General features: G+C 60.2%; 25 protein-coding genes, 1 tRNA gene and 1 pseudogene. 21 read left to right on the forward strand and 6 right to left on the reverse strand.

What is annotated here, in order from left to right; translation table 11 throughout:
• Positions 1–142: 142 nt before the first annotated feature.
• Entirely contained in the window at positions 143–457 is a 315-nt protein-coding gene (locus HYG82_RS28860; RefSeq protein ID WP_179260527.1) for an MTH1187 family thiamine-binding protein, read from the reverse strand.
• 122 nt (positions 458–579) lie between these two features.
• Positions 580–933 carry a HalOD1 output domain-containing protein gene (locus HYG82_RS28865; protein WP_179260528.1) on the reverse strand — a complete coding sequence of 118 codons (354 nt, stop codon included), beginning with the start codon at positions 931–933 and terminating at the stop codon, positions 580–582.
• A gap of 687 nt (positions 934–1,620) precedes the next feature.
• On the opposite strand from HYG82_RS28865, the gene HYG82_RS28870 reads away from it, so the two are divergent.
• The 5 genes from HYG82_RS28870 to HYG82_RS28890 all read left to right on the forward strand — a co-directional run bounded on the left by HYG82_RS28870 (position 1,621) and on the right by HYG82_RS28890 (position 5,607).
• Complete coding sequence (locus tag HYG82_RS28870; protein WP_179260529.1) at positions 1,621–2,067, forward strand: DUF4112 domain-containing protein; 447 nt, start codon at positions 1,621–1,623, stop codon at positions 2,065–2,067.
• An 89-nt stretch (positions 2,068–2,156) separates the two neighbouring features.
• Entirely contained in the window at positions 2,157–2,435 is a 279-nt protein-coding gene (locus HYG82_RS28875; protein WP_179260530.1) for an amphi-Trp domain-containing protein, read from the forward strand.
• Positions 2,436–2,455: 20 nt separating this feature from the next.
• Positions 2,456–3,331, forward strand: a complete 876-nt coding sequence (locus HYG82_RS28880) for a universal stress protein (protein WP_179264419.1) — start codon at positions 2,456–2,458, stop codon at positions 3,329–3,331.
• Between the two features lie 235 nt (positions 3,332–3,566).
• Positions 3,567–4,034 carry a response regulator gene (locus HYG82_RS28885; RefSeq protein ID WP_179260531.1) on the forward strand — a complete coding sequence of 156 codons (468 nt, stop codon included), beginning with the start codon at positions 3,567–3,569 and terminating at the stop codon, positions 4,032–4,034.
• A gap of 1,117 nt (positions 4,035–5,151) precedes the next feature.
• Entirely contained in the window at positions 5,152–5,607 is a 456-nt protein-coding gene (locus HYG82_RS28890) for a hypothetical protein (protein WP_179260532.1), read from the forward strand.
• A gap of 277 nt (positions 5,608–5,884) precedes the next feature.
• Here HYG82_RS28890 and HYG82_RS28895 read toward each other — a convergent pair whose 3' ends face one another.
• The 4 genes and pseudogenes from HYG82_RS28895 to HYG82_RS28910 all read right to left on the reverse strand — a co-directional run bounded on the left by HYG82_RS28895 (position 5,885) and on the right by HYG82_RS28910 (position 9,282).
• Positions 5,885–6,325, reverse strand: a complete 441-nt coding sequence (locus HYG82_RS28895) for a response regulator (protein ID WP_179260533.1) — start codon at positions 6,323–6,325, stop codon at positions 5,885–5,887.
• 460 nt (positions 6,326–6,785) lie between these two features.
• Positions 6,786–7,517 (reverse strand): annotated as a pseudogene (locus HYG82_RS28900) (sensor histidine kinase); the annotation flags it as partial.
• Positions 7,518–7,541: 24 nt separating this feature from the next.
• Positions 7,542–8,795: an RNA-guided endonuclease InsQ/TnpB family protein gene (locus HYG82_RS28905; RefSeq protein WP_179260534.1), complete on the reverse strand. Its 1,254-nt coding sequence runs from the start codon at positions 8,793–8,795 to the stop codon at positions 7,542–7,544.
• Positions 8,796–9,211: 416 nt separating this feature from the next.
• Positions 9,212–9,282 (reverse strand) — tRNA-Gly (locus tag HYG82_RS28910).
• Between the two features lie 304 nt (positions 9,283–9,586).
• On the opposite strand from HYG82_RS28910, the gene HYG82_RS28915 reads away from it, so the two are divergent.
• The 16 genes from HYG82_RS28915 to HYG82_RS28990 are packed head-to-tail and all read left to right on the forward strand — an operon-like array spanning position 9,587 to position 18,370.
• The gene (locus HYG82_RS28915; protein WP_179260535.1) at positions 9,587–10,462 is read left to right on the forward strand and encodes a putative RNA uridine N3 methyltransferase; all 876 of its coding nucleotides are present in this window, start codon (positions 9,587–9,589) and stop codon (positions 10,460–10,462) included.
• A gap of 4 nt (positions 10,463–10,466) precedes the next feature.
• Positions 10,467–11,486, forward strand: coding sequence for a 50S ribosomal protein L3 (locus tag HYG82_RS28920; RefSeq protein ID WP_179260536.1), 1,020 nt, complete (start codon positions 10,467–10,469; stop codon positions 11,484–11,486).
• Positions 11,487–11,489: 3 nt separating this feature from the next.
• Positions 11,490–12,242: a 50S ribosomal protein L4 gene (gene rpl4p, locus HYG82_RS28925; protein ID WP_179260537.1), complete on the forward strand. Its 753-nt coding sequence runs from the start codon at positions 11,490–11,492 to the stop codon at positions 12,240–12,242.
• The gene (locus tag HYG82_RS28930; protein ID WP_179260538.1) at positions 12,239–12,493 is read left to right on the forward strand and encodes a 50S ribosomal protein L23; all 255 of its coding nucleotides are present in this window, start codon (positions 12,239–12,241) and stop codon (positions 12,491–12,493) included. Before rpl4p ends, HYG82_RS28930 begins: the two co-directional genes overlap by 4 nt.
• 2 nt (positions 12,494–12,495) lie before the next feature.
• Complete coding sequence (locus HYG82_RS28935) at positions 12,496–13,218, forward strand: 50S ribosomal protein L2 (protein ID WP_179260539.1); 723 nt, start codon at positions 12,496–12,498, stop codon at positions 13,216–13,218.
• Complete coding sequence (locus HYG82_RS28940) at positions 13,215–13,637, forward strand: 30S ribosomal protein S19 (protein ID WP_179260540.1); 423 nt, start codon at positions 13,215–13,217, stop codon at positions 13,635–13,637. Before HYG82_RS28935 ends, HYG82_RS28940 begins: the two co-directional genes overlap by 4 nt.
• 7 nt (positions 13,638–13,644) lie before the next feature.
• Complete coding sequence (locus HYG82_RS28945; protein ID WP_179260541.1) at positions 13,645–14,124, forward strand: 50S ribosomal protein L22; 480 nt, start codon at positions 13,645–13,647, stop codon at positions 14,122–14,124.
• Positions 14,124–15,077 carry a 30S ribosomal protein S3 gene (locus tag HYG82_RS28950; protein ID WP_179260542.1) on the forward strand — a complete coding sequence of 318 codons (954 nt, stop codon included), beginning with the start codon at positions 14,124–14,126 and terminating at the stop codon, positions 15,075–15,077. The genes HYG82_RS28945 and HYG82_RS28950 overlap by 1 nt, the downstream gene beginning before the upstream one ends.
• Positions 15,077–15,301: a 50S ribosomal protein L29 gene (gene rpmC / locus HYG82_RS28955; protein ID WP_179260543.1), complete on the forward strand. Its 225-nt coding sequence runs from the start codon at positions 15,077–15,079 to the stop codon at positions 15,299–15,301. The genes HYG82_RS28950 and rpmC overlap by 1 nt, the downstream gene beginning before the upstream one ends.
• A gap of 10 nt (positions 15,302–15,311) precedes the next feature.
• Entirely contained in the window at positions 15,312–15,776 is a 465-nt protein-coding gene (locus HYG82_RS28960) for a ribonuclease P protein component 1 (RefSeq protein WP_179260544.1), read from the forward strand.
• The gene (locus tag HYG82_RS28965) at positions 15,767–16,204 is read left to right on the forward strand and encodes a 30S ribosomal protein S17 (protein ID WP_179260545.1); all 438 of its coding nucleotides are present in this window, start codon (positions 15,767–15,769) and stop codon (positions 16,202–16,204) included. The genes HYG82_RS28960 and HYG82_RS28965 overlap by 10 nt, the downstream gene beginning before the upstream one ends.
• Complete coding sequence (locus tag HYG82_RS28970; RefSeq protein WP_179260546.1) at positions 16,204–16,602, forward strand: 50S ribosomal protein L14; 399 nt, start codon at positions 16,204–16,206, stop codon at positions 16,600–16,602. The genes HYG82_RS28965 and HYG82_RS28970 overlap by 1 nt, the downstream gene beginning before the upstream one ends.
• A 2-nt stretch (positions 16,603–16,604) precedes the next feature.
• Positions 16,605–16,961 carry a 50S ribosomal protein L24 gene (gene rplX / locus HYG82_RS28975; protein WP_179260547.1) on the forward strand — a complete coding sequence of 119 codons (357 nt, stop codon included), beginning with the start codon at positions 16,605–16,607 and terminating at the stop codon, positions 16,959–16,961.
• Positions 16,958–17,653: a 30S ribosomal protein S4e gene (locus HYG82_RS28980; protein WP_179260548.1), complete on the forward strand. Its 696-nt coding sequence runs from the start codon at positions 16,958–16,960 to the stop codon at positions 17,651–17,653. The genes rplX and HYG82_RS28980 overlap by 4 nt, the downstream gene beginning before the upstream one ends.
• On the forward strand, positions 17,650–18,189 hold the full coding sequence (locus HYG82_RS28985) for a 50S ribosomal protein L5 (protein WP_179260549.1): 540 nt from the start codon (positions 17,650–17,652) through the stop codon (positions 18,187–18,189). Before HYG82_RS28980 ends, HYG82_RS28985 begins: the two co-directional genes overlap by 4 nt.
• Positions 18,182–18,370: a 30S ribosomal protein S14 gene (locus HYG82_RS28990; protein ID WP_179260550.1), complete on the forward strand. Its 189-nt coding sequence runs from the start codon at positions 18,182–18,184 to the stop codon at positions 18,368–18,370. The genes HYG82_RS28985 and HYG82_RS28990 overlap by 8 nt, the downstream gene beginning before the upstream one ends.

Here is an 18,370-nt window from a genome sequence, read left to right on the forward strand (position 1 = left end):
CCGTTCGGTTCCGACCGACAATGACGGGATGGCTTGGCCACTCACAGTGCGTTTCGCGCCATGTAGCCGGGTACGCTCTCGGTTTCGTTTCCTCGCGGACCGCTCATGTCGGACGATTCCTGGCGAAAGCACCCCGAGCCGGTCAGTCCTCAGTGTTTCGGGCCGGCCGACCGAGTTGCGTTTCGACTGCCTCGACCTTCTCCGACGCGGTGGCGTCTCGTGTCCGCTTGTCGTCGATCTTCAGAACAGTGCTCACTCGATCGGCGTCGACGGCATCGTGAGCTGCTTGTGCGGCTGCGAAGAGTTCGTCCGTCGTCTCGGCTTCGATCACCGTCCCCATCGGGTTCGTCTCGTAGCGGACGTCGTACCCCTCGAGCGCGTCGACGGCCTTCGCGACCTCACTGGCCATACTGTCTTCGATCACGGGGGCGACGCTCAGTAATGCAACGACAGTCATGCGTGTAGCTGAAGAGACGTAGCTCCCTAAGTCGTGCTATTCGATTCTATCCGGCACACCGCTCAGTGCGCCTGAAGGCGCGCCGAAAACGATCAGGTCGACGGGGACAGAAGCAGCCGCGGTCAGTTGGAGGTCGGCGGCCGGGGCGACTCTGCCGGTGGGTAAATGATGACGTCGCCGTTCGCGTAGACGTACACCTCGTGTTCGAGGGCGGTGAACGCGATGTGGCCATCCGACCGTTCTGTCCCATCCGCCTTCGAGCTAAAGATGCGGTCGAGTGCGTCTGGGTCGACGCTGTCGTACAGGGAGAACTCCCCCTGCGAGACGTCAGTATTCGCGATCGACGCGAGGGCGTGGACGATCGTCGTCGTGATCGTCGCGGTGCCGTCGCTGTCGTGGTGGAAGACGTAGCGATCGTTGGGCTGGTCGTACTGGAGGTCGGTCGTATCGTCTGCGGGTGAGAGTTCCGTCTGCATTGCTAGATCTGATCGTTCAACCGTGTATTAGACTGTAGTTACCCATAGTATAAAAGCCACTCGTCGCTAATAATAGTATTATTCTGTGAAATACAGGAATTCGGTACGAAGGTCCTGCATCCGGCCGTTTTGGCGATCATGTGGCGGCAATGACGGTATTCGAACCAACTGTTACTCGTGAGCTGGAGAGAAATACGAACTTTTTCACGGTCAAGTGATGGTTGCCGTGGTTGTGAACCGCCTCGAGGATACGTGGTTCGAGACGCAATCGCAGCCCGTCTGGACGGTGGCTGAACTCGGAGAGTTTGCGGACAGCGATGGACCACCGGTCCCCACGAGTCGTCGCCCATGCCGGTGATAACGTGATGCTTCGCTCAGCCACGAAATCACCGTTACGGAACGGGTCTGAAGCTCTCGCTTTGCTTACGTGTAAAGTACCACGAGGACAACTCTCGAGGCACTCGCCCTGTTCCGCCTGTAGAACGATCGAAGGGACGTCAGACGGACCCATCACCGTCAGGGATCGGACCACCGACCGAGTGGCATCTGCGCGGCTACTATCGACGATCGAACTGAAGCCGTACGAAGGCTGTCGAAATCGTCCGGATCATGTCGACGACCATCAACGGCCTGACCGCTTGCCACGGCCACCCCTGTGTTTATCCTCATTCACTTCGAACCAGGGTCATGGAAACTGACGCAACCGACGGAATTCGATCGAAACTCGAGGACGTCGACGACGATCTCCCGGAATCCGTCGACAAAGCCGCTCTCGGGCGAATGCAAACGGTTGCTCACGCACTCGACAAAGGGCTCCGAATCCCGGGAACGGAGTTCCGATTCGGGCTCGATCCGATCGTCGGGATCCTCCCCGGGGCCGGTGATTCTGCAGCCGCAGCCGTCTCGTTGTACCTCGTCGCCGAATCGGCTCGTATGGGTGTCTCACAATCGACGTTGCTCCGGATGGTCGCGAACATCGCAGTCGACACTGTCATCGGTTCTGTCCCGGTTCTCGGTGTCCTTTTCGACGCATTCTGGAAAGCGAACACTCGCAATCTCGAACTGGCCCTCGAGGATCTCGCCGTCGAGGGCGACGGACGCGACTCCAGCCCGAAAGCGGTGACCATCAACTGACCGAACCGTAATCGATACGCCGACACGATAGTCCCCCGAATTGAGACAACCCCTCTTTGTTTAAGTCCAATTTCGGTGTAGCGAGACGTATGGGAGAACTGGAAACCGAGGCAGAGCGATCCCGAGCGGAAATCGCCGACACCCTCCGTGGCCTGGCCGACCAACTCGACGACGACGGTAACGTAACGCTCGACCTCGAGGGGACGCAGGTGCGATTGAACCCGACCGAACCCGTCACGTTCAAACTCGAGGGAGAATCGGACTGGTCCGACGGGGACAAAGAAGCAAAGCAAAGTATCGAACTCGAACTCGTCTGGCGGCGAGAAGCGGCTACTGCCGAAGAGGGGGCCCTCGACGTACGGGAGTGATCTCGCTTCCAGCGCATACCATGTTCACAGAGATCCTCTTTCCAACCGATGGCAGCCAGGGAGCGTCGGCCGCGTTCGATCACGTTCTCGATATCGCCGCCGCTCACGAGTCGACGGTCCACGTCCTCAACGTGGCTAATACGACGAGGGATAGCGTTCTCCAGATACAAGGCGAGATCGTCGATGGCCTCGAGCGGCAGGGCGAACGACTCGTTGCCGAGACCGCCGACCAGGCACAGGAACGCGGCGTAAACGCGGTCACCGCGGTTCACCAGGGCGAACCCTACAGCACGATTTGCGAGTATGCGGAATCGTCCGACATCGATCTCATCGTCATGCCGACCCACGGTCGGCAGGGCCTCAAGCGGTTCTTGCTCGGTAGTACGACCGAGCGCGTCGTCAGACGAGCATCCGTCCCGGTACTGACGCTCAGGCCAGACGGCGACGCGCCGACGTATCCGTACCGTCGCGTTCTGGTACCGACCGATGGAAGCGAGTGTGCGCGCGAGGCACTCACGATCGGCACGGACGTCGCCAACGCCGAGAACGCTGCGCTGCATCTCCTTTCTGCCATCGCCACCGTGAGTCTCGGCGTCGACGTCCGGAGTGATATCCAGATGTCGATGCTGGAGGAAACCGCGAACGAGATTCTCGCGGACGCGGCAGCTTACGCGGCGGCCGCCGGCGTCGAACCTGTCGCCGAGACGGTCGAATATGGACCGTCGATCCAGCGAGCGATCCGTTCGTACGTCGAGGGCCACGATATCGATCTGGTCGTCGTCGGCACGCACGGCCGAACGGGTCTCGATCGATACCTCCTCGGAAGCGTCACGGAACACCTCGTTCGGACGGCTTCGATTCCGGTGTTGACGGTCCGAAACACGTCGTCGGAGTAGCGACCGATGCAGGACGATCCGGGTGTTCCCCGCGAACCATCCGTTCGAATCCGCTCAAGCAGTCGTTCTTCGTGAGCACGAACTTACTACCTCGATTCGGCCGTGTATCGATTCTAATCGGGCCGATAACTCCAGAGAATCTACCCTTTCACTAACTATCGGTGATAACAAAACGTAACTAGGTTGTGAATAGTTATACAAGATTTAATATTTCAGCCGATGCTACCCGGCACAAATGGCCCGTTCGAACGGACAGACGGATCAGCCACGAACCATCTTGGTCGTGGAGGACAATCCGGGCGATGCGAGACTTATACGGGAGGTGTACGACGCGCTGGATCTCACCGAAAGACTTCGCATCGTCTCGACCGGGTCCGACGCACTCGACTTCGTAAACCAGCGTGACGAGTACGCCGACGCTCCAGAGACGGACCTCGTTATCCTCGATTGGCACCTTCCGGACATGGGCGGGAGTGACATTTTGGAAGAACTGAACGCCGACCCCGCCCACAATCACATTCCCGTTATCGTCTCGACCGGACAGCTTGCCGAACAGGAAGTTCGCAAGGTATATGAAAAAAACGCGAATGCCTGCATCACGAAACCGAACGGGCCCGACGAACTCAAGGAGATCATTCTATCGATCGAGGCGTTCTGGGTGTCAACGGCCAGGCTTCCAACTGTTGACGACGGTAACCGGTAACGTGAGGGAATCGTCGTGAGGCGACGGAACTGACCAGGGTTCGAACTGCTCCCGAGAACGTGCTCGCTTTGCTCGTGGACCATCGGTCGACTTCAAATCAGACCGATTTCTCCGAAAAGAGATCGTTTCAATTCATCAATCCGGGTGGTTCCGTCATTACTCCCTCACATCACCCTCGATTGATGGCTAGTGGTTCTTGAGTTCTCGCAGGGAAGCAACCGGGTGGGAGATTTGCTTACTGACCGATCGCATCTTCCGATGTATTTTATCCCTTTTCGCACCAACGTGTTAGATACGGCCTTCCGGCACTGGCTGTATTTCGGTGGATTCGTAATTACTGGCATCCTGCTGGTCGGCGCAGCGTTGATGGGGATCGTAGATGGATTATCAGCACTCTCCAGCGGTGTCCCAGCCAGTGAGGAATTCATTCTGTTACCAGTGCTTGGAGCAGCGGCTGAATAGGATCTGATCGTATTCGTCCTCGGAGACATTGCAGCGATATTTCTCGCTGCGACGATTGTCTCTGTTCTCCGGATTGGGTCACTCCCTCGTGACGATAGGCTGGTTTCGATCGTTGAGGGACTCCAACGGGAATACCCGTTTTTCCGCCGGTTCGATGTCTCCGAAACGGTCGAACCAACGACCGAAGATCGGCGACAGCAACTCAAGAAGCAGTACGTCGAAGGCGAGTTCGGCGACGCCGAATTTGAACGGAGGATGGAACAGTGAGTGGATGATACCGACTCGACGAACAGGTCGGGGTCTGAAGCGGGGAAGACGACCAAAATTGACGAGAGCCCAGGATAACTCGTTGGTCTCTACGTACTTGAGACTCGAGGTCGCCCGTCTGAGTCTGGTCTGAGAATCGGACGCGGCACCCAAGGTGCAACAAACACTGTGATATTCCTGGAATGTTCCTGGCAGGTATTGGCCCGATTTCTCGAGTCGTGCGAGAGACACAGCGCGAATGGAGCATGAGTTGACACCCACCCAGAGGACAGTCCAATTGCTCAGTATCGATGAAAAGTGAATAAGACGCTCGGTCCGTGGATTTTTGCCTAAAACAGTTGTTTGAGTTTGCGAGACACTTATCTGGATATCTAATCAGCGTCTTGATGTGAACCGACGTACACTCATCAAGTTGCTCGGTGCAATCGGTAGTGTTGGGGTTGTCGCAGTCGGCATCGATACTGCCTTCGCAACGTCATCAACGGTGGAGGGAACGGTTGAAGCCAAGTCGATTACAGGTCGCGGCGGTGACGAGAGTCATACGGTCTTAGCACACGAAGGGACACTGAATATTGACGACGCTGAGTACCGCGACGCGTTCTCAGACTGGCAGAATGTCACAGTTGATGATGCTCTTGCCCGCCGGTTTGAGAACGACTACGAGACGGTCTACTACAATCTTCACGTCAACCACGAGACAGCAAACAAAAAGCAGAGCATACCGGCGGGTGAATCGCTGGCCTACCGAACTGACCGACCGGTGTTCAACAGCGTGCAGGTCGGCGACTCGGTGCAATTTAAATCATCCGGCGCAGACGTACCGCGCATAGACTCTCTCGAATGACTCGGCGAGGTTGGATGACGATTTCAGACCACCGTAGTTGAACTACCTGTCCAATTTGCATCTCTACTGAAGGACTGATTCATCGGCTTTGGATGAAGACAACCAAAGCCGTCGAGTGGAATTACCTCTGTAGGTAGCACGTCGTTTCTGACAGTGTGTGCGCAGAATTGGCAGCCGCTGCTGGTTAGAACATGCGAATGTGGCACCGACTGAGAGCGACTTAAGAGGATGTTGACAATCAGTCCAGGTGAAGAAGTAACCGGAGAAGCAGGCACCATCAGTCCTCTCGCATAATTGCTAATCGAAACGACTCGAACGACTGAATTACCTCGACGAAGTCGCCGGTGTCAACCGGTTTTTCGAGGACTGCATCTTCATCCGAATCATGATCGAGATCTCGAGATTCGATCAATCTTTCGTCCACTCCGGTCAGGACGATCACCGGGACATGATCCAACTCGGGATGGTGTTTGATTTCGTGTAGAACGTCTTCACCTCCAACTTTTGGCAGGTTCAGGTCTAGCAGTACAATGTCCGGTCGAGGAGCGTCCTCGTACTCTCCACGTTGATGGATGAAATCGAGCGCTGCTCGGCCATCGGTGACGGTGCGAAGCGGGTTCGTGATGTTGCCGTCCGAGAACGCTTCTTCGATGAGGCGAACATCACCAGGATTGTCTTCTACTAGCAGTATTATCGCCTCTGGTGACCCGGTGCCCATACTGTGACAGTCTTGGGTAACGGGTATAAGAAGTTCGGTGGGGCCCTTTCTGAGAAATGTCTCAAATGTGCAGTATTGACAACCTTACAATTGTTTTTTCGTTAACATATCTGCTGAACAACTCGGTCAGTAGATCCCTGATGAAACAAACAAAGCTCTCGTGCCGAGTTCATCCGCTGTATCCAGCACGCTATTTGTAACAGTGGTCGGATGAACCGCCTCGGAGTCAAGTGGTTCGAGAGAGCAAAGCTCCCTCGTCACTAAGCGGGATCTTCGATCCCGCGAGGTCCAAAAAGAGCTTGGCAGCTCTTTTGCGGATCACGGAAAACCGAAGGGCTTCCGAACGACCCCGAGGCACCCGGCCTGATCCGCCTCTAGATCGCAGAGCCGTCGCTGAATAGAACGAGTGTATTCAACAGATCAACTGCTCAGTTGGGGGCAACCGGTTACTACAGGCCGTTCAGATATCGGATTCCCTTCCAACTGGGAGCGTGAACGAGAACGTCGCACCCTCCCCGGGTTCGGACTCGACCCAGGTCTTGCCGTCGTGGCGTTCGACGATCCGCTCGCAGAGCGCGAGGCCGATGCCCATCCCATCGTACTCCTCGCGGCTGTGGAGTCGGTCGAAGATCGTGAATACCCGCTCGTGGTCGGCTGGATCGATGCCGATTCCCTCGTCTTCGACCGAGATCACACACTTTCCGCCTCGGCGCTCGGCGCTGACGTAGACCCGCGGGGACTCGTCGCCGCTGTAGGTGATGGCGTTGCCCAGCAGGTTCTGGAACAATTGCCGGAGTTGACTACTGTCACCTTCGACGCACGGGAGGTCGTCGGCCGTGATCTCGGCATCGCTCTCTTCGATCTGCAATTGGAGGTCCGCGAGCACGTCGTCATGCACGGCATTCAGGTCAATCGGTTCGAACGGATCGCCCCGCGTCTCGATCCGCGAGTACTCGAGTAAGGCATCAATCATATCCCGCATCCGCTCGGACCCGTCGACAGCATAGGCGAGGAACTCCTCGCCGTCCTCGTCGAAGGCGTCGCTGTAGCGCTTCTCGAGCAACTGCAGGTAGCTGGTGACCATCCGCAAGGGTTCCTGGAGGTCGTGTGACGCGGCATATGCGAACTGTTCGAGGCGTTCGTTGGACTCCTTGAGTTTTTGTTCGTATTTTTTCCGTTCGGTGATATCAGTCTGGACGACAACCCCACGATTGAGCTACCCACGACTGCAGTCGTGGGATTCAGCGTGGACTCCCGTTCTGGCCTCCGTTGCGGCAGGAGAATAGCCTCCGTTCACGTTCATCATCCCACTGTTCAAGCGCACGCCCAAGGGTACGCCTCCATCGCCTGCATTTTGCCTGCGACGGAGATACCGTAAACCGATGTTCTTCGCAGCGTTGTAGTCCGCGTGATTCTCGTACTCACACTTCAGACACTCGAAGCCCTCACCATCACGGTTATCGGGATGGGTGAATCCGCAGTGCGAGCATCGCCGTGACGTGTTCTCGGGGTCAACCTGCTCAACCTTGATGCCGTGTTCCGCTGCCTTGTACTCGACGTACTCGTAGAGACGGTCGAACGCCCATTTGTGCCCCCACGACGCACCAGTCCGTTCACGGATGTCAGTCAAGTCCTCGAAGGCGATGACCGTACACTCGTTCTCACGAGCTTCAGCGACGAGTTCGTTGCTGATGCGGTAGAGCATCAGCTTGAACCGCCCTTCCTCTTTCCGTCCAACGGCCTGTATGTTCTCGTGTGCCCAGTGCGTCCCGCACTGTTGGAGCGAGCCACGTCGTTTCTCGTACTCTTGTCGCCAGTGGTCGAACTCGTCGCCCGTCCAGAATGTGCCCGTCGAAGCGACAGCGAGGTTGTTCACGCCGAGGTCAACCCCGAGAACCGTTCCGTTCTCAGGTGTTGCCTTCTCCGACGTGTCAGACTCTCCTTCCTTCTTGCAATGGATGTGAAGTACCCAGCTGCCGTCGCGGTAGTGCAATTCCGCACCCGTGGTTTCGTACTCGTCTGAAAACAGGTATTCGGAGTGCGGTGTGTCACTGTCCTCGTCGGGTAGCACGTAGTCAGCTTCGATTCGACCGTCTGTGGTGGCGAGGCTCACGTACTCGTCGTGGAACGTCGCGGTGCGCTTGTCGTAGACGACGTGCGGACTGGTGAACGTTGGTTTGCTGGCTTTCTTCCCGTTCTTCCAGCGTGCCACGACACTTTTGCAGGCTTCCGCTGCTTTGTTCCTCGCTGCTTGGACGAGGCCGCCGTTGAACCCGTCCGTTTTCTCGCGCACCTCGTCGTAGGTTTCGTCGTCCAGCGTCGTCTTGCTGGTGGTGACGTACTCGCCTTTGAAGGCGTGGTCTACGACGTATTGAGCCGACCAGAGGAACGTATTAACGGTGTCTTCGAGGAGTACGGCGTCATCACTGTCCACGTCGAGTGCAACGGGGACGGTACGCCGTACGTCCATATCTTATATGTAAGACTGGTGTTTCTTAAACAGTGGGGAGTCGGCTTGCTACTGTAGCGTGGTTTGATTCAGCAGTGACGGATTCATCCCACGGCTAAAGCCGTGGGTTTTCTCCTGTATCTCTATAACGAGTTGAGGAGAATAACGGAGGTGCTGCAGTGGCTCTGTTATTCATCGAGTTCGCGATATGATCTGGACAATAGGATCACGTGTAGTGTTACGTAAGCCGAAGGTCGATTTACCGTTCACAGCAGCTGACCGAGTAAACAACAAGAGAAGCCGTGAAGTGGTGGAAGTGCGCTGGCTGGGATTTGAACCACGCCCAGACGGTCACCTCGCTTCGCTCGGTGCTGCGACTGGTCTGATTCAAACCCAGATTCGATTTCTGTCGCTCCCGAAGTTGGTCGCGACAGAAATGCGCTGGCTGGGATTTGAACCCAGGTTGTGACCATGGCAAGGTCACGTGATACCACTACACTACCAGCGCCCCGTTGCACTCATATCTACTCCCGGAGGGATGTATAAGGGTTGCGAATCAACCCGGCATCGACATGCTGGAGCATGGCGATTCTCGGAGAGGGCGACCGGCGACTCGACGTCAGAAGTGGCAATAAGTTCCGGTTTCTCGCAGTGGTCGACGGCGATCGGTAGTCGATCGAGAGTGTGTGTCCGTTCGGCACGAATTCGCGAGTGTGAGGCGTTCACAGCCGGAATCGAATCCGCTATTCTTTTAAGACCCTCTCCGCAATAGATCGCTACAGTCTAGTGACGCGGCGCCGAAGCGTTTCGGCATGACCGTCAGCGTACTCGTGCCGTCGTCGCTCACCCGGGAAGCCGAGGACAAACGCGAGGCAACTCGCAAACTCGGATACGTCGCCCGCGCGGCGACTATTTTCCGGGCCGATCGTCTGGTCGTCTATCCCGATCGGGACGGCGAAACCGGACGATTCGACGGCGGGTTCGTAAACACCGTCTTGCGGTACGCCGCAACGCCCCCGTACCTTCGCAACGAGGTCTGGGGGATGCGGGACGAACTGGAGTACGCGGGCGTCTTGCCGCCGCTCCGCGCGGTGTCACAGACCGGCTCCGAATCGAACGGTTCGGGGTCGTTAAGACAAGGGATCGTGACCGAGGTCGGACCTGAAGGGCGCGTCCGGGTCAATTGCGGCATGCAACACCCGATCTCCCTCAACGTACCGCCGAAAATGGCGGTCGAGGAGGGAGAGCGCGTGACCGTCAGGATCTCTTCGCGACGACCGGTCCGGGCGAAGCTCGAGGCCGTCCCCCTTCCGGGGCTCACAATCGAGCAGACGGACCTGCAGGCAGCACTCGGCCGTGAGGACGCTGGCGTCCGTATCGCGGCCTCCCGATTCGGTGCAGAACTTACCGTCGGGCGGCTCGAGACGCTGGCCGGACGCGTCGACCGTGACGGGATGACCGTCGCGTTCGGCGCGCCCGAGAGAGGGCTGCCGGCTATCCTCGGAATCGAGGCATCTGCCGTCGGCGCTGCACAGGACGCAGCCGGCGACGGGGATGACGGAGTCGAACCCACTGCCGATCCGGGGTTCGACCTCTGGCTAAACACGGTTCCGGATCAGGGAAGCGAGGTCGTGCGAACGGAGGAGGCTCTGTTCGCGACCCTCGCTCCCCTCTCACTGAGAGAGTGATAGAATGCCACAAGCAAATAGACCACGCAAAGGCTCACTCGGGTTCGGCCCACGGAAGCGCGCCTCATCGGAGATTCCGCGCTTTAATTCGTGGCCGGACGACGACGGACAGCCGACGCTGCAGGGCTTCGCGGGCTACAAGGCCGGCATGTCCCACGTCGTTATGGTCGACGATCAAGCGAATTCGCCGACCGAGGGGATGGAACAGACCGTTCCCGTAACGATCGTGGAGACGCCGCCGATGCGCGCCGTTGCACTGCGAGCGTACGAAGACACGCCGTACGGTATGAAGCCGATAACCGAGGTCTGGACCGACGAGTTCGTTCCCGAACTCGATCGCGTCCTCGACCTTCCCGGTGACGATTACGACGACGACGCTGCCGCAGACGAACTCCGCGGCCTCGCGGAGGAGGGCCGCGTCGACGACGTACGCGTCATCACCCACACGGTTCCGGGGGACGTTCCCTCGGTGCCAAAGAAGAAACCTGACGTGATGGAGACGCGCGTCGGCGGCGGTTCCGTCGACGAACGCGTCGACTTCGCCCTCGACACGGTCGAGAACGGCGGCGAGCACGTAATGAACGACGTGTTCCGCGCCGGCGAGTACGTCGACGCAAGCGGCGTCACGAAAGGGAAAGGGACCCAGGGTCCCGTCAAGCGATGGGGCGTCCAGAAACGCAAGGGCAAACACGCCCGGCAGGGCTGGCGTCGCCGCATCGGCAACCTCGGCCCCTGGAACCCGAGCCGCGTCCGCTCTACGGTCCCCCAACAGGGTCAGACCGGTTACCACCAGCGGACGGAATTGAACAAGCGCCTCGTCGACATCGGCGACGGCGCCGACGCGACGGTCGACGGCGGCTTCGTCAACTACGGCGAAGTCGACGGGCCGCACGCGCTGATCAAGGGCTCGCTGCCCGGGCCGGAAAAGCGCCTCGTGCGCTTCCGCCCGGCGATCCGACCCGGAGGACAGCCGCGCCTCGACCCAGAGGTGCGCTACGTCTCCACCGCATCCAACCAGGGATAAATCATGGACGCAACAGTACGCGACCTGGACGGCGACGACGCGGGCTCGGTCGAGCTCCCGGCGGTCTTCGAGACCCAGTACCGCCCGGACCTGATCGGCCGCGCCGTCCGCGCTGCCCAGGCAAACCGAAAACAGGACTACGGCGCCGACGAGTTCGCCGGCTTGCGAACGCCGGCCGAATCGTTCGGTAGCGGCCGCGGGATGGCCCACGTTCCACGACAGGAGGGTCGCGGTCGCCGCGTTCCTCAGACGATCAAGGGACGCAAGGCCCACCCGCCGAAAGCCGAGAAGGACTGGACTGAATCGATCAACACGAAAGAAAAGAAACTGGCCGTCCGCAGCGCGATCGCTGCGACGACCGACGCCGATCTCGTCGCCGAGCGCGGCCACGCGTTCGATGACGACACAGAGTTGCCGGTCGTCGTCGACGACGAGTTCGAGGACCTCGAGAAGACGCGCGAGGTCGTCAATTTCCTCGAGGCAGCGGGCCTCGAAGACGACGTCGATCGCGCCGACGAGGGTCGTAGCGTCCGCGCCGGTCGCGGGAAGACCCGCGGACGGAAGTACAAGCAACCCAAGTCGATCCTCTTCGTCACTTCGAGCGAGTCCGGTCCGTCGCGTGCGGCCCGGAACCTCGCCGGTGCCGACGTGACGACGGCTGCGGAAGTCAACGCCGAGGATCTCGCACCCGGCGCCCAGCCCGGACGGCTGACCGTCTGGACCGAGAGCGCCCTCGAGGAGGTGGCTGACCGATGAGCTCGGTCATCGAACACCCCCTCGTGACCGAGAAGGCGATGAACGACATGGACTTCGAGAACAAGCTCCAGTTCGTCGTCAATCCGGACGCGACCAAGCCCGAAATTCGGGACGAGGTCGAGGAACGGTTCGAGATCTCGGTACAGAATATTAACACGCAGGTAACGATGAACGGCAAAAAGAAGGCGATCGTCCGACTGGCAGAGGACGACGACGCACAGGAAATCGCTTCGCGAATCGGGGTGTTCTGAGAATGGGACGACGCATTCAGGGACAACGACGCGGCCGCGGAAGTTCCACGTTCCGTGCCCCGTCACACCGATACAAAGCGAAGCTCGACCACAAGAAAGAAGAGGAAGACGACATCGTGCGTGGGACGGTCGTGGACATCGAACACGACCCGGCCCGGTCCGCACCCATCGCCGCCGTCGAGTTCGAAGACGGCGATCAGCGACTGATCCTCGCGCCCGAAGGCATCACCGTCGGCGAAGAGCTACAGGTCGGCGTGAGCGCGGAGATCAAGCCCGGAAACACGCTTCCGCTCGCTGAGATTCCCGAAGGGGTTCCGGTCTGCAACATCGAGGCGAACCCGGGCGACGGCGGACGGTTCGCCCGCGCCTCGGGAACCAATGCGGACCTGATCACTCACGACCGCAACGCTGCGGTCGTTCAGCTTCCAAGCGGCGAGGTCAAGCGCCTTGATCCGCAGTGTCGGGCCACCATCGGCGTCGTCGCCGGCGGCGGCCGCACGGAGAAGCCGATGGTCAAGGCGGGCAACAAGTACCACAAGATGAAAGCCCGGGGCACAAAGTGGCCTCGCGTCCGTGGTGTTGCGATGAACGCCGTCGACCACCCGTTCGGTGGTGGCGGCCGCCAGCACCCCGGCAAACCCAAGTCCGTCTCGCGGGACGCCCCGCCGGGACGGAAGGTTGGTGACATCTCGTCCCGGCGCACCGGCCGAGGTGGAAACAAATGAGTCAGGAGTACCGAACCGGCCGCGAAGGTGAATTCACCTACCGCGGCCACACGCTCGAGGAGCTGCAGGAGATGGAGCTCGACGAAGTCGTGGAACTGCTACCCGCACGACAGCGGCGAAGTATCGAACGCGGCCTCTCCATCGAGAAGGAGAAGCTTCTCGAGGAGGCCCGCGAGGCGGGTGAGGAAGAGACGGCGAACGCGCCACTGCGAACGCACCTGCGGGATATGCCGATCCTGCCGGAGTTCGTTGGACTGACTTTCGAGGTCTACAACGGACAGTCGTTCGAGCGCGTACGCGTCGAACCGGAGATGATCGGCCACTATCTCGGCGAGTTCCAGTTGACGCGGACCTCCGTCGAACACGGACAGGCCGGCATCGGCGCGACCCGATCCTCGAAGTTCGTCCCACTGAAGTGATCATCGCATGGGAATCAACTACTCAGTCGACGCGGATCCGGATGCCACGGCGAAAGCGATGCTCCGGGAGCGTCATATGAGCCACAAGCACAGCAAGGAAGTCGCCCGCGAGCTCAAGGGCCGAACCGTCGGCGACGCCCGAGCGTACCTTCAGGACGTCATCGACGAGACACAGTCGGTGCCGTTTAAGTCCCACAACACCGGCGCCGGACACCGCTCCGACGTCGACGGCTGGGACGCCGGCAAGTATCCCGAGAAGGTCTCGGGCGAGTTCCTCGACCTCCTCGAGAACGTCGAGGCCAACGCGGACCACCAGGGATTCGACGGCGAATCCATGGAAATCGTCCACGTTGCGGCACACAAGGTCGGCGAATCCGTCGGCCGCAAGCCCCGTGCGATGGGGCGAGCGTCGTCCTGGAACACGCCACAGGTCGACGTCGAGATCATCGTCGAAGAACAGCGCGAAACAGCGGAGGACGATAGTTAATGGCTGACGAACACCAATTCATCGAAAACGGCCTGCAGCGGTCCCAAATCGACGAGTTCTTCCAGGAAGAGCTCGGCCGCGCAGGGTACGGTGGTATGGACGTCGCCAAGACGCCGATGGGAACGCAGATCGTCCTCAAGGCGGAAAAGCCCGGGATGGTCATCGGCAAAGGCGGCGAGAACATCCGAAAGGTCACGACGGCCCTGGAGGAGCGGTTCAACCTCGAGGACCCCCAGATCGACGTTCAGGAAGTCGACGAACCCGACCTCAACGCACGGATCGTCGCGGACCGACTGGCGAACGCACTCGAACGCGGCTGGTACTTCCGAAAAGCCGGTCACACGACGATCGACCGGATCATGGAAGCCGGCGCGCTCGGTGCGGAGATCGTCCTCTCTGGAAAGGTGACGGGCGCACGATCGCGCGTCGAAAAGTTCAACCGAGGCTACATCAAGCACAACGGCGAACCCGCAGAGGAGGTCGTCGACCACGGCCAGGGCGTCGCGGTCATGAAACTCGGCACGATCGGCGTGGACGTCAAGATCATTCCGCCGGGTGCCGAGTTGCCCGACGACTTCCAGATCAACGAGGACATGGATCCGGAAGAGCTCGTCCCGGAGGCCGTCGAGGCCAACGAGGCCGAAGGCGTCGAAGAGCTTCTCGAAGGCGAGCCCGAAGCGGCCGAAGCAGCTGACTCCGGCGTCGAGGCCGAAGCCGACGAAGCCGTCGAGACTGTCGACGAGGACGTCGAGGAAGTCATCGAAGAGGAAGTCGAGTCCGATACCGGCGAGGAGTTCGACGAGGTCGAAGTCCCCGGCGGTGACGAGGACGTCGAAGAAGAACTCGACGAACTCGAGGAAGACGTCGAGGCAGAGGCCGAAGAACTCGTCGCGGAGATGGAAGACGAGGAGGCCGCCGACGAGGAAGACGAAGACGAGGGAGGTGACGCCTGATGGCGATTCTCCACGTCGAAGAAATCCGCGACATGACGCCTGCCGAACGGCAGGAGGAACTCGAGGAACTCGAGACGGAACTGCTGAACCAGAAGTCCGTCCTCGCAGCCGGCGGGGCCCCGGAGAATCCAGGTCGAATCGGCGAACTGGGTCGCACCGTCGCGCGGATCAAGACGATCCAGCGCGAGGAGGGGGATTTCGCGGACGAAGCCGACGAAGAATAACACGATACCAATGGCACTGACACCCGAAACCTTGCCGCGACACGAACTCAACGGACTCCCCGTCCGAGTCGTCGAGAGCGACGACTCTTCGCGGGTTGGTCTCGATGGAAGAGTCGTCATCGAGACGACGAAGACCCTTTCCATAGAGATTCGAGAGAGCGGCGAATCTCGGGTCGTCACGGTGCCGAAATCGGGCTCGACGTTCGAATTCGCGATCACAGATGAAGCCGCCGACTCCGGAAAGGAGTCGGGGACTGCGTCCAAACTGGCCGACACTCAACCCGGGGGTTTCGAGCGATCGGAAGCCGCGGACCGGGCCGGCGGCGATGCCGCCGACCATCGAGGCGATGATTCCGCCTGGAATCACCGCCACGCCGCCGGCGAGGACGGAGCCTACGTTACGGTCGATGGCTCGCGACTGCTCTCACGACCCGCCCGACGCACGGAAACAAGTGGTGATTCACCATGGCAATAGGACTAGACGTTGAAACCCCTCCGGAACCCGAAAACCCGGAGGAATACGACTACGAGACCTGTCCGTTCTACGGCGAACTCTCCGTTCGAGGCCAGATCCTCGAAGGGACCGTCGTATCGACGGACATGGACAAGACCGTAGTCGTCGAGCGAGAGTACGATGTGGCGGTTCCGAAATACGACCGCCAGATGAAACGACGCTCGCGCATCCCGGCTCACGTGCCGGGCGTGCTCGAGCCGCTCTCGGTCGGTGACACGGTCAAGATCGCAGAGACCCGACCACTGTCGAAGACGAAATCGCACGTGGTCGTCGAAGTAACCGAAGAAGCGACTGCGGAAGACCTCGCCGAACTCACGAGTCAGGCCGAGCCTGAGCCGGAGCTTTCCGACGAGGATTTCGCCGCGACCGAACCCGAAGGTGATCAGTGATGGAGGCGATGAAGGCCGACGTCACCCAGGGCCTCAAAAAGGGCTCGCTGGTTACGTGTGCCGACAACACCGGCGCACGCGAACTGAAGGTCATCAGCGTTGCGGGCTATCAGGGGACGAAGAACCGCCAGCCGAAGGCTGGAATCGGTGACAAGGTGACTGTTTCAGTCACGAAAGGGACCCCCGAGATGCGCCGACAGGTCCTCGAGGCCGTCGTCGTCCGCCAGCGGAAGTCGATCCGCCGGCCGGACGGCACGCGGCTCAAGTTCGAGGACAACGCGGCGGTCATCATCGACGAGAACGAAGAGCCCCGCGGAACGGAGATCAAGGGGCCGATCGCCCGCGAAGTCGCAGAGCGCTTCGGAGCAATCGCCAGCACGGCGACGATGATCGTATAGATATGAGCAAGCAACCACACAAACAGCGAACGCAAACGGAGCGTGCCCCGCTGCACGAGCGACAGAAGCAGCTGCACGCGACGCTGTCCGACGAGCTTCGCGAGGAGTACGACACACGTCGCACCCGCGTCAACGCGGGCGACACCGTCGAGGTCATGCGCGGCGACCACGCCGGCGACGATGGCGAGGTCCTCCGTGCGATCCTCGAAGACGGGACGATTCACGTCGAGGACGTCACCGTTGAGACGGCCGACGGCGAGGAAGTGCCACGGCCGCTCGACCCGTCGAACGTCCGAATCACGGAGCTCGATCTCGAGGACGAGCGTCGCGAGGCGCGTCTCGAAGGTGATAGTGAATGACGAAACACCAGAAACGACTATCGGTACCGAAGTCCTGGCCGGTCGAGCGAAAGACCGAGACCTTTACGGTCAAGGCCGATGCCGGCCCGCACGGCGAAGACGGGGTTCCGCTCGTCGTCCTCCTGCGGGACGTCCTCGGCTACGTGGACTCACGGAAGGAAGCGCGATACGCCCTGTCGGAGGATGCGATCCTCGTCAACGGGGACGCCATCAACGACGAACAGCGCCCGATCGGCATGTTCGACATCGTCGCGTTCCCGGACCGCGAGGAGTACTACCGCGTCTTCCCCGACGAAGGCGGTCGGCTCGCGCTGACCGAGATAGACGAGGATTCGGCCCAGAGCCGCCTCGGCAAGATCGAGGGGAAACAGCAGGTTTCGGGTGGCGACACCCAGCTGACGCTGCACGACGGGACGACCGTCATTACCGACGACGATTACAACACGAAGGACTCGATCGTCATCGACAACGACGACAAGTCGGTCGTCGCCCACTTCCCCTACGAAGAGGGCGCGCTCGTGACGGCCGTTCGCGGCAATCACGGCGGCAAGATCGGCGAGATCGACGCGATCGACGTGACGCCCGGAAGCGGATCCAACACCGTCGGCGTCTCGATGGAGGACGGCGGCTTCGAGACCATCGAAGAGTACGTCGTCGTCATCGACGAGAACTTCACGGGTGATGACGAATGAGCGAAGCTGAAGCCGGCGAGTTCCACGAAATGCGCGAACCGCGCGTCGAGAAAGTCGTCGTCCACATGGGCGTCGGCCAGGGTGGTCGCGAACTCGGCAAGGCCGAGGACATCATCCAGGAGGTCACCGGGCAGGATAGCGTTCGGACCCAGGCCAAACGGACCGAACCCGACTTCGGCATCCGCCAGGGCGATCCGATCGGCACGAAGGTCACCCTTCGCGGCGACGACGCCCACCAGTTCCTCGAGACAGCGCTGCCGCTTTCGGACGTTTCGTCGGCGCAGTTCGACGACACGGGGAACTTCAGCTTCGGTGTCGAGGAACACACCGACTTCCCCAGCCAGGAGTACGACCCGAACGTCGGGATCTACGGATTGGACGTCACTGTCAACCTAGTGCGTCCCGGCTACCGCATCGCCAAGCGCGACAAGGCCACCCGATCGATCCCGTCGAACCACAGACTGACCCCCGAGGACGCAATCGCGTTCCTCGAGGCGAACTTCGACGTCAGCGTGGAGGGCGCAGACGATGAGTGAGAGCGAAACAGAACCAGATAACGACCGCACGGGCGAGCACGCGGCGAAGCGAACGGGACAGATCGAGTCCTGCCAGCGCTGCGGCCGCGAGCAGGGGCTCGTTGGAAAATACGACATCAACCTCTGCCGGCAGTGCTTCCGCGAGATTGCCCGCGACATGGGATTCAAGAAGTATCGATAA

It is taken from the genome of Natrinema halophilum, from assembly GCF_013402815.2.
GTDB lineage: Archaea > Halobacteriota > Halobacteria > Halobacteriales > Natrialbaceae > Natrinema > Natrinema halophilum.

Coding starts and splice junctions, on each gene's coding strand:
- HYG82_RS28860 (WP_179260527.1), bottom strand. CDS start 457: ATGACTGTCGTTGCATTACTGAGCGTCGCCCCCGTGATCGAAGACAGT.
- HYG82_RS28895 (WP_179260533.1), bottom strand. CDS start 6,325: ATGGGCACCGGGTCACCAGAGGCGATAATACTGCTAGTAGAAGACAAT.
- HYG82_RS28935 (WP_179260539.1), top strand. CDS start 12,496: ATGGGACGACGCATTCAGGGACAACGACGCGGCCGCGGAAGTTCCACG.
- HYG82_RS28965 (WP_179260545.1), top strand. CDS start 15,767: ATGGCAATAGGACTAGACGTTGAAACCCCTCCGGAACCCGAAAACCCG.
- HYG82_RS28960 (WP_179260544.1), top strand. CDS start 15,312: ATGGCACTGACACCCGAAACCTTGCCGCGACACGAACTCAACGGACTC.
- HYG82_RS28870 (WP_179260529.1), top strand. CDS start 1,621: ATGGAAACTGACGCAACCGACGGAATTCGATCGAAACTCGAGGACGTC.
- HYG82_RS28980 (WP_179260548.1), top strand. CDS start 16,958: ATGACGAAACACCAGAAACGACTATCGGTACCGAAGTCCTGGCCGGTC.
- HYG82_RS28985 (WP_179260549.1), top strand. CDS start 17,650: ATGAGCGAAGCTGAAGCCGGCGAGTTCCACGAAATGCGCGAACCGCGC.
- HYG82_RS28940 (WP_179260540.1), top strand. CDS start 13,215: ATGAGTCAGGAGTACCGAACCGGCCGCGAAGGTGAATTCACCTACCGC.
- rpmC (WP_179260543.1), top strand. CDS start 15,077: ATGGCGATTCTCCACGTCGAAGAAATCCGCGACATGACGCCTGCCGAA.
- HYG82_RS28945 (WP_179260541.1), top strand. CDS start 13,645: ATGGGAATCAACTACTCAGTCGACGCGGATCCGGATGCCACGGCGAAA.
- HYG82_RS28950 (WP_179260542.1), top strand. CDS start 14,124: ATGGCTGACGAACACCAATTCATCGAAAACGGCCTGCAGCGGTCCCAA.
- rplX (WP_179260547.1), top strand. CDS start 16,605: ATGAGCAAGCAACCACACAAACAGCGAACGCAAACGGAGCGTGCCCCG.
- HYG82_RS28905 (WP_179260534.1), bottom strand. CDS start 8,795: ATGGACGTACGGCGTACCGTCCCCGTTGCACTCGACGTGGACAGTGAT.
- HYG82_RS28920 (WP_179260536.1), top strand. CDS start 10,467: ATGCCACAAGCAAATAGACCACGCAAAGGCTCACTCGGGTTCGGCCCA.
- HYG82_RS28885 (WP_179260531.1), top strand. CDS start 3,567: ATGGCCCGTTCGAACGGACAGACGGATCAGCCACGAACCATCTTGGTC.
- HYG82_RS28875 (WP_179260530.1), top strand. CDS start 2,157: ATGGGAGAACTGGAAACCGAGGCAGAGCGATCCCGAGCGGAAATCGCC.
- HYG82_RS28930 (WP_179260538.1), top strand. CDS start 12,239: ATGAGCTCGGTCATCGAACACCCCCTCGTGACCGAGAAGGCGATGAAC.
- HYG82_RS28880 (WP_179264419.1), top strand. CDS start 2,456: ATGTTCACAGAGATCCTCTTTCCAACCGATGGCAGCCAGGGAGCGTCG.
- HYG82_RS28865 (WP_179260528.1), bottom strand. CDS start 933: ATGCAGACGGAACTCTCACCCGCAGACGATACGACCGACCTCCAGTAC.
- HYG82_RS28990 (WP_179260550.1), top strand. CDS start 18,182: ATGAGTGAGAGCGAAACAGAACCAGATAACGACCGCACGGGCGAGCAC.
- HYG82_RS28915 (WP_179260535.1), top strand. CDS start 9,587: ATGACCGTCAGCGTACTCGTGCCGTCGTCGCTCACCCGGGAAGCCGAG.
- rpl4p (WP_179260537.1), top strand. CDS start 11,490: ATGGACGCAACAGTACGCGACCTGGACGGCGACGACGCGGGCTCGGTC.
- HYG82_RS28970 (WP_179260546.1), top strand. CDS start 16,204: ATGGAGGCGATGAAGGCCGACGTCACCCAGGGCCTCAAAAAGGGCTCG.